This window comes from Streptomyces sp. CB02980 (assembly GCF_014451325.2).
Classification (GTDB): domain Bacteria; phylum Actinomycetota; class Actinomycetes; order Streptomycetales; family Streptomycetaceae; genus Streptomyces.
Genome location: NZ_JACSCH020000004.1, coordinates 1 through 14,649, shown reverse-complemented (window position 1 = coordinate 14,649; position 14,649 = coordinate 1). Strand labels below are relative to the sequence as shown.

15 protein-coding genes are annotated in these 14,649 nt (G+C 70.9%); 7 read left to right on the top strand and 8 right to left on the bottom strand.

From position 1 onward, the window contains the following. Positions 1-66: 66 nt before the first annotated feature. Positions 67-1,704: a ribosomal protection-like ABC-F family protein gene (gene abc-f, locus E0F75_RS10270; protein ID WP_187622204.1), complete on the top strand. Its 1,638-nt coding sequence runs from the start codon at positions 67-69 to the stop codon at positions 1,702-1,704. On the opposite strand, the gene E0F75_RS10265 is transcribed toward abc-f, so the two are convergent. Together E0F75_RS10265 and E0F75_RS10260 are read right to left on the bottom strand one after the other, a co-directional pair. Further along, positions 1,687-2,043: a DUF1330 domain-containing protein gene (locus E0F75_RS10265; RefSeq protein ID WP_187622203.1), complete on the bottom strand. Its 357-nt coding sequence runs from the start codon at positions 2,041-2,043 to the stop codon at positions 1,687-1,689. The two genes, abc-f and E0F75_RS10265, sit on opposite strands and share 18 nt — an antisense overlap. Before the next feature lie 74 nt (positions 2,044-2,117). Beyond that, the gene (locus tag E0F75_RS10260; protein WP_187622202.1) at positions 2,118-3,170 is read right to left on the bottom strand and encodes an NAD(P)-dependent alcohol dehydrogenase; all 1,053 of its coding nucleotides are present in this window, start codon (positions 3,168-3,170) and stop codon (positions 2,118-2,120) included. A 128-nt stretch (positions 3,171-3,298) separates the two neighbouring features. Here E0F75_RS10260 and E0F75_RS10255 point away from each other — a divergent pair, with 128 nt between their 5' ends. Further along, a complete protein-coding gene (locus E0F75_RS10255) occupies positions 3,299-4,168 on the top strand; it encodes a helix-turn-helix domain-containing protein (RefSeq protein WP_187622201.1) in 870 nt (289 codons plus the stop codon). A gap of 65 nt (positions 4,169-4,233) precedes the next feature. Here E0F75_RS10255 and E0F75_RS10250 read toward each other — a convergent pair whose 3' ends face one another. Both E0F75_RS10250 and E0F75_RS10245 read right to left on the bottom strand, forming a co-directional pair. Then, entirely contained in the window at positions 4,234-5,505 is a 1,272-nt protein-coding gene (locus E0F75_RS10250; protein WP_187622200.1) for an Ig-like domain-containing protein, read from the bottom strand. A gap of 218 nt (positions 5,506-5,723) precedes the next feature. Next, positions 5,724-6,065, bottom strand: coding sequence for a hypothetical protein (locus E0F75_RS10245; RefSeq protein WP_187622199.1), 342 nt, complete (start codon positions 6,063-6,065; stop codon positions 5,724-5,726). A gap of 111 nt (positions 6,066-6,176) precedes the next feature. Between E0F75_RS10245 and E0F75_RS10240 the strand changes: the two genes are divergently transcribed. Further along, positions 6,177-6,446 carry a hypothetical protein gene (locus E0F75_RS10240; protein ID WP_187622198.1) on the top strand — a complete coding sequence of 90 codons (270 nt, stop codon included), beginning with the start codon at positions 6,177-6,179 and terminating at the stop codon, positions 6,444-6,446. A 111-nt stretch (positions 6,447-6,557) separates the two neighbouring features. On the opposite strand, the gene hutH is transcribed toward E0F75_RS10240, so the two are convergent. After that, positions 6,558-8,099, bottom strand: coding sequence for a histidine ammonia-lyase (gene hutH / locus E0F75_RS10235; protein WP_187622558.1), 1,542 nt, complete (start codon positions 8,097-8,099; stop codon positions 6,558-6,560). A gap of 228 nt (positions 8,100-8,327) precedes the next feature. Between hutH and E0F75_RS10230 the strand changes: the two genes are divergently transcribed. Beyond that, positions 8,328-9,353 (top strand): hypothetical protein, encoded by a 1,026-nt coding sequence (locus E0F75_RS10230; RefSeq protein WP_187622197.1) that lies wholly within the window; start codon positions 8,328-8,330, stop codon positions 9,351-9,353. 252 nt (positions 9,354-9,605) lie between these two features. Here E0F75_RS10230 and E0F75_RS10225 read toward each other — a convergent pair whose 3' ends face one another. Beyond that, entirely contained in the window at positions 9,606-9,830 is a 225-nt protein-coding gene (locus E0F75_RS10225) for a hypothetical protein (RefSeq protein WP_187622196.1), read from the bottom strand. Continuing rightward, on the bottom strand, positions 9,827-10,030 hold the full coding sequence (locus tag E0F75_RS10220) for a hypothetical protein (protein ID WP_187622195.1): 204 nt from the start codon (positions 10,028-10,030) through the stop codon (positions 9,827-9,829). The genes E0F75_RS10225 and E0F75_RS10220 overlap by 4 nt, the downstream gene beginning before the upstream one ends. Before the next feature lie 172 nt (positions 10,031-10,202). On the opposite strand from E0F75_RS10220, the gene E0F75_RS10215 reads away from it, so the two are divergent. Beyond that, positions 10,203-10,814, top strand: a complete 612-nt coding sequence (locus E0F75_RS10215; RefSeq protein ID WP_187622194.1) for a DUF6879 family protein — start codon at positions 10,203-10,205, stop codon at positions 10,812-10,814. Positions 10,815-10,824: 10 nt separating this feature from the next. After that, positions 10,825-11,676 carry a helix-turn-helix transcriptional regulator gene (locus tag E0F75_RS10210; protein WP_187622193.1) on the top strand — a complete coding sequence of 284 codons (852 nt, stop codon included), beginning with the start codon at positions 10,825-10,827 and terminating at the stop codon, positions 11,674-11,676. 96 nt (positions 11,677-11,772) lie between these two features. Here E0F75_RS10210 and E0F75_RS10205 read toward each other — a convergent pair whose 3' ends face one another. Further along, positions 11,773-12,987, bottom strand: coding sequence for a triacylglycerol lipase (locus E0F75_RS10205; RefSeq protein WP_187622192.1), 1,215 nt, complete (start codon positions 12,985-12,987; stop codon positions 11,773-11,775). Positions 12,988-13,368: 381 nt separating this feature from the next. Between E0F75_RS10205 and E0F75_RS10200 the strand changes: the two genes are divergently transcribed. Beyond that, a complete protein-coding gene (locus tag E0F75_RS10200) occupies positions 13,369-14,529 on the top strand; it encodes a hypothetical protein (protein ID WP_187622191.1) in 1,161 nt (386 codons plus the stop codon). Positions 14,530-14,649 lie beyond the last annotated feature (120 nt).

Sequence of the window (14,649 nt, the reverse complement as noted above, 5' to 3'; positions counted from 1 at the left end):
CGGCAGTGGTGGTCCCGGTGTCCCCTCCCCGGCCCGAACGCCCCCCAGTACCCAGGGAGAGATCCCATGCGCGACCGCGCCCAGTCGACCCTGAAGGACGTCTCCAAGTCCTACGGGGACCGCTCCGTCCTCGACCAGCTCACGCTCACCGTCCGCCCCGGCGAGAAGGCCGCCGTCATCGGTGAGAACGGCTCCGGCAAATCCACCCTGCTCCGGCTCATGGCCGGGGCCGAGGCGCCCGACACCGGGGAGGTGACCGTCCGCTTCCCCGGTGGCGTCGCGCGTCTCGCCCAGACGCTCGCCGAGACCCTCGGCCTGGGACCCGAGCACACCGTGCGGAACGCCGTCGACGCGGCGCTCGCCGAACTCCGCGCCATGGAACGGGAGATGCGGGCCGCCGAGGAGACACTCGGCTCCGCGACACCCGAGGAACTCCTCGCGTACGGGGAACTCGCCGCCCGCTACGAGGAGCGGGGCGGCTACCAGGCCGACGCCCGGGTGGACGCCGCACTGCACGGGCTCGGCCTCGGTCACGTCCCGTACGAGCGCCGCGTCGGCACCCTCTCCGGCGGCGAGCAGTCGCGGCTCGCCCTCGCCTGCGTCCTCGCCTCGGGCGCCGAGCTGCTGCTCCTCGACGAACCGACGAACCACCTCGACCGGGCCGCCGCCGACTGGCTGGAGGAACGGTTGCGCACCCACCGCGGCACGGTGGTCGCGGTCACCCACGACCGGGCGTTCCTGGAGGGCATGACGACCGCGATCCTGGAGGTCGACCGGGACACCCGCGCGGTGACCCGGTACGGCGACGGCTGGTCCGGCTACCGCGCGGCGAAGGCCGCGGCCCGCCGCCGCCGGGCGCAGGAGCACGAGGAGTGGCGGGAGGAGCTGGCCCGTACCGAGGAGCTGGTGGCGGCGGCCGGGCAGCGGCTCGCGGGGTCGGGGAAGGACCCCCGGCAGGGCTTCGGCAAGCACCGCCGCTCGCACGAGAACAAGCTGTCGGGCCAGGTCAGGGCGGCCCGGGTCAGGCTGGAGCAGCTGCGGAGGTCCCCGGTCCCCGCCCCACCGGAACCCCTGCGCTTCACGGCCCGGATCGCGACGGCGGCCCCCGACGCCGAAGGAGGCCCCGCCGACGGGCCGCTCGTCGAGCTCGTCGACGTCGTCGTCGACGAGCGGTTGCGGATCGACAAGCTCCGGATCTCGGCCGGGGACCGGCTGCTCGTCTCCGGGCCCAACGGCGCCGGCAAGACGACCCTGCTGCGGGTCCTCGCCGGGGACCTGCGTCCCGACAGCGGGACGGTCGGCCGCTCGGGCCGGGTCGGCCTGCTGCGCCAGGAGCTGCCCGCCGTACCGTCCCCGAGGCCGCTGCTCGCGGAGTACGCGGCGGGGCGCCCCGGTCTGCCCGAGGAGTACGCGGCGGAGCTGCTGGCCCTCGGGCTCTTCCGTGAGGAGGACCTGTCCGTGCCGGTGGCGCGGCTCTCGGTGGGCCAGCAGCGCCGTCTGGAGCTGGCCCGGCTGGTGACCCGGCCCGCCGATCTGCTCGTCCTGGACGAGCCGACCAACCATGTGGCGCTCTCCCTGGTGGAGGACCTGGAGGCGGCCCTGGCCGCCTTCCAGGGCGCGGTGGTCGCAGTCTCCCACGACGAACGCTTCCGCGCGGGCTTCGGCGGCAGGCGGCTTGAGCTCCGCTCAGGCCTGGTCGCCTGACGCGGCCCGCATGGCCGCGGCCGTCGCCGCCGGGTCGTACCCGTCGGCGACGCCCTCGACCAGGAGGATGTCGCCGGCCATGTGGCGGGTGCGGAGGGGTATCAGGGCCTGGTAGGCGGCGGAGTCGTACCAGGCGCGGGCGTTCTCGTACGACGGGAAGCCGATGATCACGACGGCGCCCGGCCAGTCGCCCTCGCGGACCTCGCGGGTGCGTGCGCCGTGGACGAGGAAGTGGCCGCCGAAGGGGTCCAGGGTGCCCTGGATGCGCTCCATGTAGGTGAAGACCTCCTCGTCGAGGACGGGCTTCGGGTGCAGGTTTCCGATGGCGTATGCGGTCATGACGCAAGAATGCCGGGGCATGCCGTACGGGGTCGATTACCCCGCAGGTCATGCCCCGGCACCGTGCGCGGGGGTCAGATCGTCGACGCGTCGATCACGAAGCGGTAGCGCACGTCGCTGGCGAGCACCCGCTCGTACGCCTCGTTGATCTGGTCGGCGCGGATCAGTTCGATCTCCGCGCCGAGGCCGTGCTCCGCGCAGAAGTCGAGCATCTCCTGCGTCTCGGCGATGCTGCCGATCATCGAGCCCGCGAGGGTCTTGCGGCCGCCGATGAGGGAGAAGAGGCCGATGGAGACGGGCTCTTCGGGGGCGCCGACGTTCACCAGGGCGCCGTCCGTCTTGACCAGGCTCAGGTAGGCGTTGAAGTCGAGCGGCGCGGAGACCGTGGAGATCACCAGGTCGAAGGTGCCGGCCAGCTCGGTGAAGGTCGCCGGGTCGCTGGTGGCGTAGTAGTGGTCGGCGCCCAGCTTCAGGCCGTCCTCCTGCTTCTTCAGGGACTGGCTGAGGACGGTCACCTCGGCGCCGAGCGCGTGGGCGATCTTGACGCCCATGTGGCCGAGGCCGCCGAGGCCGACGATCGCGACCTTCTTGCCGGGGCCGGCCTGCCAGTGGGCGAGCGGCGAGTAGAGGGTGATGCCGGCGCAGAGCAGCGGGGCGGCCTCGTCGAGGCCGATGCCCTCGGGGATGCGCAGGGTGTAGTTCTCGTCGACGACGATGTGGCGGGAGTAGCCGCCGTAGGTGGGCTCGCCGTTCTTGTCGAGGGCGTTGTACGTGCCGGTCATGCCGCCCGCGCAGTACTGCTCCAGGCCCTGGAGGCAGTACGCGCACTCGCGGCAGGAGTCGACGAAGCAGCCGACGCCGACCCGGTCGCCGACCTGGAACCGGCTGACCCCGGGGCCGACCTCGGCGACGATTCCGGCGATCTCGTGGCCCGGGACCATCGGGAAGATGCCCTCGCCCCAGCCGTCACGGGCCTGGTGGATGTCGGAGTGACAGATGCCGGAGTACTTGATCTCGATGAGGACGTCGTGCTCGCCGACGGGCCGGCGCGGCACGGTGGTGCGCTCCAGCGGGGCGTTGGCGGCGGGTGCGGCGTACGCGGGGACGGTGGTCACGTTCGTGGTCATGGCCCCAGCCTGCGCGGCGGCGGCGGCTTCACCCAGCCCCCTGTTCTGCCTACGTCCAGCGTGCCTACCACTGGCAGGGACAGGAACAGCGGTCCGCCGGGACGTACGACCTGGGATAATCGGGACGCATGGATCTCAGTGCCGAACTCAGCGAATTCCTGCGCTCGCGCCGGGCCCGGCTGAAGCCGGAGGACGTGGGTCTGCCGGATTTCGGGCGCCACCGCCGGGTGCCCGGGCTGCGCCGGGAGGAGCTGGCGCAGCTGGCCGGGGTGTCGGTGGCGTACTACACCCGGCTCGAACAGGGCAACGGCCGCAATGTGTCCATGGAGGTGCTGGACTCGATCGCGCGGGCCCTGCGGCTGAGCGACACGGAGCGGGCGCATCTGACGCATCTGGCGAAGCCGACGGCGAAGAAGAGGCAGCACCGGGCGGCGATCGCCCGCCCCCAGCAGGTGCGGCCGGGTCTGCGGCATCTGCTGGACGCGATGGAGGGCATCCCGGCGTTCGTCGTGGGCCGGCGGCTCGACGTCCTCGCCTGGAACCGGATGGCGCGGGCTCTGATGGGTGACTTCGAGGCGATGGAGCCGACCGAGCGCAATGTGGCCAGGATGGTCTTCCTCGGGCCCAACTCGCGTGATCTCTACCGGGACTGGGAGTGCAAGGCGACCGAGGTGGTGAGCGTGCTGCGGCTGTACGCGGGCTGCTACCCGGAGGATCCGGCGCTGCTCGCGCTGGTCGGCGAGCTGTCGGTGCGCAGCGAGGAGTTCCGCTCGCTGTGGGCGGCGCACACCGTCGCGGACAAGGGCCACGGGACGAAGGTGCTGCGGCATCCGCTGGTGGGTGAGATGACGCTGACGTACGAGAGCATGCAGGTGGCGGGCGGGGATCCGGACCTGATGCTCATCACGTACCAGGCGGAGCCGGGGACGGCGTCGGCGGACGCGCTGCGGCTGCTGGCGCAGTGGGGTGTGGACGAGAGCGTGGACGTGCGGAAGTAGCGAGACGAGAACGGCCCCCTCCCGGTGCGGGAGGGGGCCGTTCTCGTACGCGCGTGCCGGGGAGGTCAGGCCGCCGAGCCGGCCTTCCAGTCCGCCCAGCTCATGTTCCAGCCGTTGAGGCCGTTGCTGGGGGCGATCGTCTTGTCCTTGGAGTTCTTGACGATCACGACGTCGCCGACGATCGAGTGGTCGTACAGCCAGGCGGCCTGCTGGTTCGGGTCGCCGGCGCCCTTGACGTCGTTCAGGCCGACGCAGCCGTGGCTGGTGTTGGCCGAGCCGAAGATCGAGTCCGGGCCCCAGTAGTTGCCGTGGATGAACGTGCCCGACGTGGACAGGCGCATGGCGTGCGGCACGTCCTTGATGTCGTACTCGCCCTTGCCGTCGTCGTCGGTGAAGCCGACGGTCGCGCCGTTCATCCGGGTCTCCTTGAACTTCTCGGAGATCACCATCTGACCGTTGTAGGTCGGGTTCTCCGGGGAGCCGGCGGAGACCGGGATGGTCTTGATCGTCTTGCCGTCCTGGGTGACCGTCATGGTCTTGGTGGCGACGTCGACGGTGGAGACCTGGTTGCGGCCGATCTTGAAGGTGACGGTCTTCTGCTGGACGCCGAAGACGCCGTCGGCGCCCTCGACGCCGTCGAGGTCGAGCTTGAGGGTGACGGTCGAGCCCTCGGTCCAGTAGTCGTCCGGACGGAAGTCGAGGCGCGTGCCGTCGAACCAGTGCCCGACGACCTCCTGGCCGGTGCTGGAGGTGACCTTGATGCCGTCCTGGACGGCCTTCTTGTCGGTGATCGCCTTGTTGAAGTTGATCGAGACCGGCATGCCGACGCCGACGGTCGAGCCGTCCTCCGGCGTGAAGTTGCCGATGAAGCTGTTGGCCTTGGAGACCGTGGTGAACGAGGAGTTCTCGTGCGCCTCCAGGCCCTCCGCGTCCGTGGCCGTGGCGGCGATCTTGTAGACCGTGGCGCGTTCGAGCTGACCGGACGGCTTCCAGCTCAGGCCGTCGGCGGCTATCTCGCCCTTGACGGCCTCGCCCTCGACGGAGGTCATGACGACCTCGGTGAGCTTGCCCTCGGTGACGGAGACCTTGGCGTCCTTGTTGATGGAGGCGTTCTGCGCACCGTTCTTCGGCGAGATCGTGATCTTCGCCTTGGACGTCTTCTGCGCGGCCGCCTCGTCGACCTGGGCCTGTGACTGCGGCGTCGCGGAGCCGGAGGCGCCCGCGCCCTTGTCCTCGTCGCTGCACGCCGAGAGCACCAGCACACCGCTGAGCACGGCGGCCGCGGCGGCCAGGCTCCTGCGGCGGCGCTTGCCGTCCGTCATCACACGCTTCTCCATCGTCGCCGATTCCCTGCCAACTTCTTGATAAGAACGCCCATGACACCCCGTCCGGTTCCGGAAGCGGAGCGTTTGTGGGGAACACCACTGATCGACACGCTCGTACGGTCCCGTCCGGTTCCCGGAGCCGCAGTGGCCTCCGTCACCGGTCGCACCCCTGGCGCACCACAGGCCCCGGGAAGCCGTCCCGGGGCCTGTGAACAGGGCGGATACCAGCCTTACGACCGGTCGTCGTCGTCTTCCTCCGCCCCATCTTCCTCGCCGAGGTCCCACTCCAGCGCATCGGGGTCGTACTCGATCTCCTCACTGCTCCAGGAGGCCTGGACCATCTCGATGCCGGGGACGTCGCGGATCAGGTCGAAGGGCTCGACGAGGTACGCGAGGGCCTCGGCGCTGTCCTCGTTCGCGGCGGCGCGGGCGGGCACCCGCTCCTCCTCGGGCATGAACTCGTCGGCGTCGATCCGGGCCTCGGCCGCCGATGCCAGCTCGGCCGGTCCGTCGATCTCCAGGACCACATCGACCCGAAGGCGTACATAGCGCGGTGTCTCAGAAGTACTCATGAGTCGGAGCGTAGGCGTCCCGGGGCTCCCGGCTTTCCCACGACCCGCTGTGTTCATTAGCATCGGCGCACCGACCAATTCGCGGTTTCCGCAAGGGGGATCGAAATTTCCGTGTCCGCCGCCCGACGCCCACTGCTGACCGCGACCGCCGCGGGCACGTTGCTGTGCGCCCTGTGGTTCGTACCGTCCGCCAACGCCACCGACGAGCAGGGCGGGGTACGGATCGGGGTGACCCGGGACGGCCCCGCCGCGGACGACGGGCGCCTGGCGGAGACCGGCGGCCGGGACACCATGCCGTATGTGATCGGCGGGACGGGTTTCCTGGGTGTCGGGGCGGGTTTCGTGGCGCTGGCGATGCGGCGCCGCGACCGGACGTCCTGAGCGGCGGAGCCGGCGATGCGGCCCCGCGACCGGACGTCCTGAGCGGCCGTTTCCGTACACACGTGAGGCCCGCCCCGGGAAGTCCGGGACGGGCCTCACGTCTTCTCCGGGTTACGCCAGCGGGCCGGTGACCGGCTCCACCGCGGCGAGCAGCCTGCCTTCGCGTACGAAGGTGTCGGCGGCCGCCAGGTCGGGGGCGAGGAACCGGTCGGGGCCGGGGCCCTGGACGCCGGCCGCGCGCAGCGCCTCGATGGCGGCGGCGGAGGCGGGCGCCGGGGACAGGCCGTGGCGGAGCTCGATGCCGCGGGTGGCGGCGTACAGCTCGACGGCGATGATCCGGTTGAGGTTGCCGATCGCGGTGCGCAGCTTGCGGGCGGCGGACCAGCCCATGGAGACGTGGTCCTCCTGCATCGCCGAGGACGGGATGGAGTCGGCGGAGGCCGGGACGGCGAGCCGCTTCATCTCGCTGACCAGGGCGGCCTGCGTGTACTGGGCGATCATCAGGCCCGAGTCGACGCCGGCGTCGTCGGCGAGGAAGGGCGGCAGGCCGTGCGAGCGGTTCTTGTCGAGGAGCCGGTCGGTGCGTCGCTCGGCGATGGAGCCGAGGTCGGCGGCGGCGATGGCGAGGAAGTCGAGGACGTACGCGACGGGGGCGCCGTGGAAGTTGCCGTTGGAGCGGACCTGGCCGTCGGCGAGGACCACCGGGTTGTCGACGGCGGCGGCCAGCTCGCGCTCGGCGACGAGCAGGGCGTGGGCCATGGTGTCGCGGCCGGCACCGGCGACCTGCGGGGCGCAGCGGATCGAGTAGGCGTCCTGGACGCGGGGGGCCTCGCCGCTCTGGAAGTGTCCGGTGAGCTCGGAGCCCTTGAGCACGGCCAGCATGTTGGCGGCGGAGGCGGCCTGGCCCGGGTGCGGGCGGATGGCGTGCAGCTCGGGTTCGAGGACCTTCTCGGTGCCGAGGAGGGCTTCGAGGGAGAGCGCGGCGGTGATGTCGGCCGACTTGTAGAGCGTGTCGAGGTCGGCGAGGGCCATGATCAGCATGCCGAGCATGCCGTCGGTGCCGTTGAGGAGGGCGAGGCCCTCCTTCTCCTTGAGCTCGACGGGGGCGATGCCGTGGGCGGCGAGCAGCTCGCCGGCGGGCCGGAGCTCACCGTCGGGGCCCTCGGCGTCGCCCTCGCCCATGAGCGCGAGGGCGCAGTGGGAGAGCGGGGCGAGGTCGCCGGAGCAGCCGAGGGAGCCGTACTCGTGCACGACCGGGGTGATGCCGGCGTTGAGGACGTCGGCCATGGTCTGGGCGACCTCGGGGCGGACGCCGGTGTGGCCGGAGGCGACGGTCTTGAGCCGCAGGAACATCAGGGCGCGGACGACCTCGCGCTCGACGCGCGGGCCCATGCCGGCGGCGTGCGAGCGGACGATGTTGCGCTGGAGCTGGGCGCGGAGCTCATGGCCGATGTGCCGGGTGGCGAGCGCGCCGAAGCCGGTGGAGACCCCGTAGACGGGCTCGGGCTTGGCGGCGAGCGCGTCGATGATGTTGCGGGCGGCGGCCAGGGCCTCCACGGCCTCGGGCGACAGCTCGACGCGGGCGCCGTGGCGGGCGACGTCGATGACGTCCTGCGGGGTCGTGCCGGACGTGCCGAGGACGACTGTCTGCATATCCATATTCAGCACCCTACGGATTGAAGACCAACCTGTCACTAGGTGATTTTGTCACCGGCCCGATGGGGAACGGCCCCTTACCTCGTGGCGCTTCGCGGGTCGCTGGTCCCCGGCGGGGTTCCAGTCTGCCGTCCAAGGGGTCCGGCGGCGCAGGAGGCAGCGCCGGAGGGACGCCGTCGAGGGGCCGAAGAGGGGCCGGAGAGGGCAGTCCCTAAGGTCGCCCCCATGACGAAAACCACGCCGCCGCGTCCGCTCGACGTCGAAGCGCTGTTCCCGGAACTGGCTGCCCACCGGGGCACGACCACCCGCCTGCATCCGCGGCCCGGGCGTCCCGGCGTGTCGGAGAGCTCGGTCGGCGGGCCGATGCTGTGGCCGGCGGACGAACCGTGGCCGGTGTGCACCGAGACCCACGGACGCGGGCGAGGGCAGCGCCCCGAGGGCATCCGCCGCCGGCGCGAAGTCCTGGCCGCCGCGTACGCGCGGGAGCCGTACGAGGGTCTGACGGAGGAGGAACTGCGGCTCGTCGAGGACCTGGAGCGCGAGCACCTGGTACCGGGGGCGAGCGAGAACGACCCGCTGCCCATGATCGGCCTCGCACAGCTGTACGCGCGCGATGTCCCGGACCTTCCGGCGGGGCCGGGCGGGGCCGACCTGCTCCAGGTCTTCTGGTGCCCCTTCGACGCCCACCGCCCCACCGGCTACAGCATGCTGCTCCACCTGCGCTGGCGCAGGGCGGCGGAGGTCGTCGACGTACTGACATCGCCGCCGCAGCCGGAGGTCGTCGGCTACGAGGGATACGTCCCCGAGCCCTGCGCGCTGCACCCGGAGCAGATGGTCACGTACCCCTTCGCGGGGCTGCTGCCCGAGGACCTGTGCGCACGGATCGACGCCTGGGAGGAAGGGCTGGAGGAGGCGGCGGCGGAGCAGGAGGACGAGGCCGACCCCGTGGCCTACCAGTACGACCTGTCGATCCCGCCGGGCTGGCGGGCCGGCGGATACGCGTCCTGGCACAAGACGGACCCGTATCCGATGGACTGCTCGACCTGCGCGACGCCCATGGCCCTGCTGCTGACCGTCGACACGTCCGAGTGGGACGGCGGCAGCGGAAGCTGGACACCGGTGGAGGACCAGGGCCTCAGCCCCCACCCGGCGGCCCTGCCCACCGGGGTCGTCGTCGGCAACCACGGCGAGCTGAACGTCTTCACGTGCCCTGCCGATCCGGGACACCCGCCGCGGTGGAGCGTTCAGTAGGTCAAGGAGCAACTGGGCTCCGCCCCATTCGGGTTGGGGGGCGGGGCCCGGGTCCGTTCGGTGCCTATCCGGGGGCTCGCGACTGCGCCGCGCGGTTGTAGGAGTGGTGGGAGCAGGCGCAGCGGCGCACCAGGAGAATCCCCGAGCCATGCGGCAGCGGCACGTCCTTCGTCTGTCGGCACTCGCGGTGCATGCCCTCGTAACCCGGGACCTGGGCGAGCCTGCACTCAGGCGATATGACCACCGCCCCCATCAAAGGACCCCACCGCCGCCGGCCGAGTTCAGAGCGCGGTTCCGCTCCCTTATGGCTGCGAGTCGCTCCTCGCTGGTGGCGGGGCGGACATGAGCAGGGTCGGCGTCCCACTCTCGCCCGCCGGCCACCGGCCGGAGCTGCATCGCCAGGCCGACTTGGCCCATGACGTACCCGAGCTTGTCGGTCTGGGTGTCCACGACCAGGGCCCCTGCGTCGGCTGTCACTCCTCGGCCCCCCGCCTGAGCGCTTCCGCCAAGCGGACGGCCACGTCGGCACGGACACGACCCAGCTCCACGAGCTTCAAAGCCGGGGACGCAGGGTCCACCCGGAGCGACGGCAGGGCGATCCCGACCCCCGCCAGCGCTTCCCGTAGGGACTCCATCGCCATGAACGGGTCCACCTCGCGCAGTTCCTTCGTCGTCATGAACTCGACGCTAGAAAGGGGACGTTGCTCGGCGGTACGCTGTTTTCTCGAATTTGCTCGACAAGTGGATCAGTTTGCTCTTGCTTTCTCCCGGGCTCCGGCTGAACGCGTAGTGCAGGGCCGGGCTGCCGACCAAGCTGTTGGATCAACACCGCTGAAAGGGAGAGCGTCCGTGGCACGTCAGTTGCGCTTCACCGGTACCGACAGCAAGATCGACGGCTGCCCCGCCCTGCACACGGACGAGGGAACTGGCGAGATCGTCGTTCAGGGCACGCCCATCACCGACCCGGCAGACCTCGCGCAGCTCCAGCACTTCGGGCCGGACGAGGCAGCGGTGGTCGTGCCTCGCGAACTGCTCGTGAACGACTTCCAGGCGTTTCTGGCCACTGGGTCCTCGCCGTGCGACCCCGACGAGCCCTGGTTCGTCAACATCCGGGCCCAGGTGGATGCGGGCAAGACGGTGGGCCGGGTCCGTATCGCCGACCGACCGCCGACCACCGAACAGCTGTTCCTGCTCGACTACGCCCGGCACAACGCGGCGTCCGGCGAGGACATCCGCTATCTGTGGCGCGAGGACGCGGCCGGTCTGCCCGCCGAGGACTTCTGGATCTTCGACTCTCGGATCGTCGCCCTGCTCCACTTCGACGACGAAGACACCATGCTCGACATCGAGCTGATCACCGAACCGGCGGAGGTCGTCCGGTACTGCGTCGCCCGCGACGCGGCCATGCACCATGCCGTGCCGTACGACGGGTTCGCCGCGCAGGTGGCTGCGGCCGAGTGATGGGTGTCCGGTGAGCACCGACTACCAGCAGGCACGGGAAGCGCTGGGGGCGCGGCTTCGCGAACTTCGCTTCACCTGTCCTGCCGGCCGGCTCACCGGTCAGCAGCTCGCCCAGAGGCTCGGCTGGCAGGGCTCCAAGGTCAGCAAGCTGGAGAACGGAAAGCAGACGGCCTCGCCCGAGGATCTGCGGGCATGGGCCGACGCGACCGAGCAGCCGGACGTGTACCCCGAGCTCGGCGCCCGGCTGGCCGGGTTCGAGTCGCACATCCGGTCATGGCGCAGGGCGCTGGCGAACGGCTTCAAGCCCATGAACGAGGGGCTGACCGCCGAGATCAACCGCACCTCGGAAATCTGGGTGTGGGAAGAGGCGGTCATCCCAGGGCTGATGCAGACCCCCGAGTACGCGCGCCACGTGGTCCAGCGGTACGCGGACCTGCTGAACGTGACCAAGGGCGTTGAAGACGCTGTGCGCTCTCGGGCACAGCGTCAGGAGTGGCTGTACCAGCCCGGCCGCAAGCTGCGCGTGCTGATGTGGGAGGCCGCGTTGCGCTCCCTGATCTGCCCACCGTCGGTGCTGAACGCCCAACTCGACCGCCTGACCGGCATGGTCGGCATGGACACGGTCGAGCTGGGCATCGTGCCGTTCACGGCGTCGATGAAGATCGTCCCCGCCACCGGCTTCTGGGTCATGGACGACCGGTTGGTGGTCGCGGAGGACTGGCACGCCGAGCTGTGGTTGGACGACGCCGACAACATCGCCTTGTACCGCAAGGTCTGGAAGACCCTGAGCGAGTCGGCGGTGTACGGGGCCAACGCCAACAACGTCATCAACTCGGCCCGGCGCGCACTGGGCCCCGGCTGACGAGCACCTCGCCCGCGCGAGGCGACGGCTCGTGAGTGAACGCGGTGGGTCGGGCTGCCCGTCCGGCGAGCAGCCCGACCCGTGCGCCGCCGGGGATCAGTCGGGCAGTCGCTCCAGCAGCCACTCGCCGAGTTCCTGGGTGATGGCGGTGTGCTCCGTCGTATCCGAGGAACAGACGAACTCGTCGATCTCGCTCTCCTCCGGAGGCAGGTCGTCGATGTTCGTGTAGAGGTCCTTCTGCTGGTCGATGTCGCGGATCGCGACCGCGCTGACCGAGGGGACGAAGCAGACGCTCTCGTGACGGAGATCGACCTTCGCGCCGGCCTTCTTCAGCGTGTCGGCGAGGATGCCGTACGAGCGGAGGGTGCCGCCGGGGGCGCCGTCCAGTTCGGGGAAGTCGTTCGTCGTGATCGTCTTCTCGGCCGGGGGGAACCTTCGCTTCAGCTCGGCGACGATGACGTCCTTGCCCTGGGCCTGGGCGAGGAAGGTCGTGCCCGGGTAGATCCGGTCGACCTTCAGCGCGGTCTCGCCGGGCGGGATCGCCAGGCCCGTACCGTCGCCGCGGCCGTTGGCGAGCGCCAGCTTGAGGGGGATCTGCGGCCAGTTGCCAAGCCGCGCCAGCTCCTCCAGGAACGCCTTGCGCTCGGGCGCGATCCCGATCTCCCCGGTCTTCGGGTCGAAGTGCCGCCAGAGCATCTGCCGGGCGGCCGGGCTGTTCATCTGCCGGGCGAAGTCGTTCGGGACCGGGATGAAGTGCGCGAACGCCTGGAGGCCGACGGGCACGACAGCGCCGCGGTGCGGGGTGTCGTAGGAGAAGTACAGGCGGACGCGATGGTCCATCCGCCTCATCTCCATCTTGGCCAGGGCATAGCGGGTGATCAGACCGCCCATGCTGAAACCGCCCACGGTCAGCGGCGCGTCGCCCAACTGCTCGGCGGTGGTCCGCAGGATGGCGGCCGTCGCCGCTTCGGCGTTGTCCAGGATCGAGGCGGAGCGCTCGTCCAGGCCGAGCAGGATGACGTCACGGCCCCGGCGGCGCAGTTGGGTCAGGAGCGGGTAGTCGCGGTCGAGGCCGGCGTACAGCGCCTTCAGGTCGCTCTTGCCGAGGTTGAAGCCGTCGCACAGGAGCACCGGCCGGGTGATCCCTCGGTTGCCCTCGCCGTAGAAGACGTGCGCGAAGCCGTTCGGCAGTTCCCACTCCTCGTCCGGTGTCGGGACCGGATACGGCAGCGGGACCGGCGACTCGGCACCCACAGGGGTGGCAAGGGTGAACTCCCCGACACTCCGCTCGGCCTGCTCTTGCTCGGACAAGGTCGTCTCCTTCCGTGCGCACGCATGGCACAGCAGCCCACTCCGGAAGCGGGCTGAGGGACTGTGAGGGGCGCGCAAAGACAGACTCATCGTCAGGGGTGCAGTCGATGGACGGCCATGACAGGCCCGGCTCTTCATTCGAACGAAGGGATTGGAGGTGAGCGGCGAATACGTGGCGTGCGCCCCCCGTTCGACGCACTGGGGCCTCTCGTTTCGGCCTGCGGTCGGCCCTCCGGCAACCGAGCGTCACTCGTACGGGCGATCTTCACTCTGCGTGTCGTTGCGGGCATATGCCGTGCGCTACGTTCGCAGCAAAACGGCCCCCGTCGGCGGCGGTAACCAACGACGAGGGCCTGAACCACCAGTGGAAGCAGCCCACCCGTGATCTACCGCAACTTTATCGCGCCCTCTCGCGCCTTCAGCCAGTTCTCCCACGAGATCATCCGGCACCCGCGCCTCGACTCCCACGCCGCGCGCCTCCTCACCTGGCAGCTCTCCCTCCCCGCACACGCCTGTGAAACGCTGTCGGAATCCGCCAAGCGCGCCCGGATCGGGGCGACTTCCTTCATCACGGCCAAGCGGCAGCTCAAGGCCGAGGGGTACGTGCACGAGCGGCGGCTCCAGGTGGGCGGCGGGCTCTGGGTCACCCAACAGCTCGTCTCCAGCACGCCGTTACGCCCCGAGGAAGCGGCCAAGATCTTCGCCCGCATGCCCGTCCACAGCGGCATCGAGCGGGTGTACTCGCAGGTGGCACCGGGGACCCCGGGCCCGGCCGTCGGCGATCCGGTGACCCCGTCGACCGACGGTCATCCAGAGAAAGACCTTAGGGAAAACACCTCCAACCTTCCGCCGGAGGCGGAGGTGGAGGCGGAGGTGGAGGCGGAGGTGGAGGCGGATGTGGAGGCGGAGGTGGAGGCCGAGGCCGATCCGGGGGCGGAGGTGGAGCCCTGGCCGGACCCGGAGGCCGAGGGGGAGGTGGAGGTGGAGCCCTGGCCGGGCCCGGAGGCCGAGGCCGAGGCGGAGGTGGAGGTGGAGCCCTGGCCGGACCCGGAGCCCGAGGCCTTCGACAGGACCCCGGACGAGTCCGGCGCCCTGCCCGGCGTTCAGCTCGACCCCCACCACGCCCAGTCCGACCACCAGTCCGGCGCTCAGCTCGACGAAGCCCGCGCCCTCGTCGGCGCCTTGCCCCTCCTCTCGCCCGCCCTCCGGCACATCCCGCCCGGGATGCGCGACGAGCTCATCCGGCTCACCGCCGGCTGGCTCGCCGCCGGACACACCTCCGCCGACGTCCACGAGCACATCCTGCGCGGCCTGCCCGGCGCAGGAACGCCCGTACAGCGGCCCGGCGGGCTCGTGCGCTACCTGCTACGTGAGGTCCCACCCCGCGCCCTCCCCCGGCCCGAACCGTCACCGTCCCCGTCCGGTTCTCGGCTCTCGTCGCGCCTCGAAGGCGCGCGAGAGTGCGCGAGCGGCGCGCACACCCAGCCCATGCTCTTCCGGCCCGTCGCCGACGAGGCACTCTGCGCCGCCTGCCGCGTCTGACCTGCCGCGTCTGACCTGCCGCGCCTCCGGCAGGTGACCGCCTGGTGGGGGTGCGGGTCTTGGGGTCCTGGGGGTGGGCCGGGTGCGTGAGTGTCGGGTGGGACCGCCCTCTTTCCGAGA

Bases quoted from the DNA above. Each gene is read 5' to 3' on its own strand.
- abc-f (WP_187622204.1), top strand. From the start codon at position 67: ATGCGCGACCGCGCCCAGTCGACCCTGAAGGACGTCTCCAAGTCCTAC.
- E0F75_RS10265 (WP_187622203.1), bottom strand. From the start codon at position 2,043: ATGACCGCATACGCCATCGGAAACCTGCACCCGAAGCCCGTCCTCGAC.
- E0F75_RS10260 (WP_187622202.1), bottom strand. From the start codon at position 3,170: ATGACCACGAACGTGACCACCGTCCCCGCGTACGCCGCACCCGCCGCC.
- E0F75_RS10255 (WP_187622201.1), top strand. From the start codon at position 3,299: ATGGATCTCAGTGCCGAACTCAGCGAATTCCTGCGCTCGCGCCGGGCC.
- E0F75_RS10250 (WP_187622200.1), bottom strand. From the start codon at position 5,505: ATGGAGAAGCGTGTGATGACGGACGGCAAGCGCCGCCGCAGGAGCCTG.
- E0F75_RS10245 (WP_187622199.1), bottom strand. From the start codon at position 6,065: ATGAGTACTTCTGAGACACCGCGCTATGTACGCCTTCGGGTCGATGTG.
- hutH (WP_187622558.1), bottom strand. From the start codon at position 8,099: ATGCAGACAGTCGTCCTCGGCACGTCCGGCACGACCCCGCAGGACGTC.
- E0F75_RS10230 (WP_187622197.1), top strand. From the start codon at position 8,328: ATGACGAAAACCACGCCGCCGCGTCCGCTCGACGTCGAAGCGCTGTTC.
- E0F75_RS10220 (WP_187622195.1), bottom strand. From the start codon at position 10,030: ATGACGACGAAGGAACTGCGCGAGGTGGACCCGTTCATGGCGATGGAG.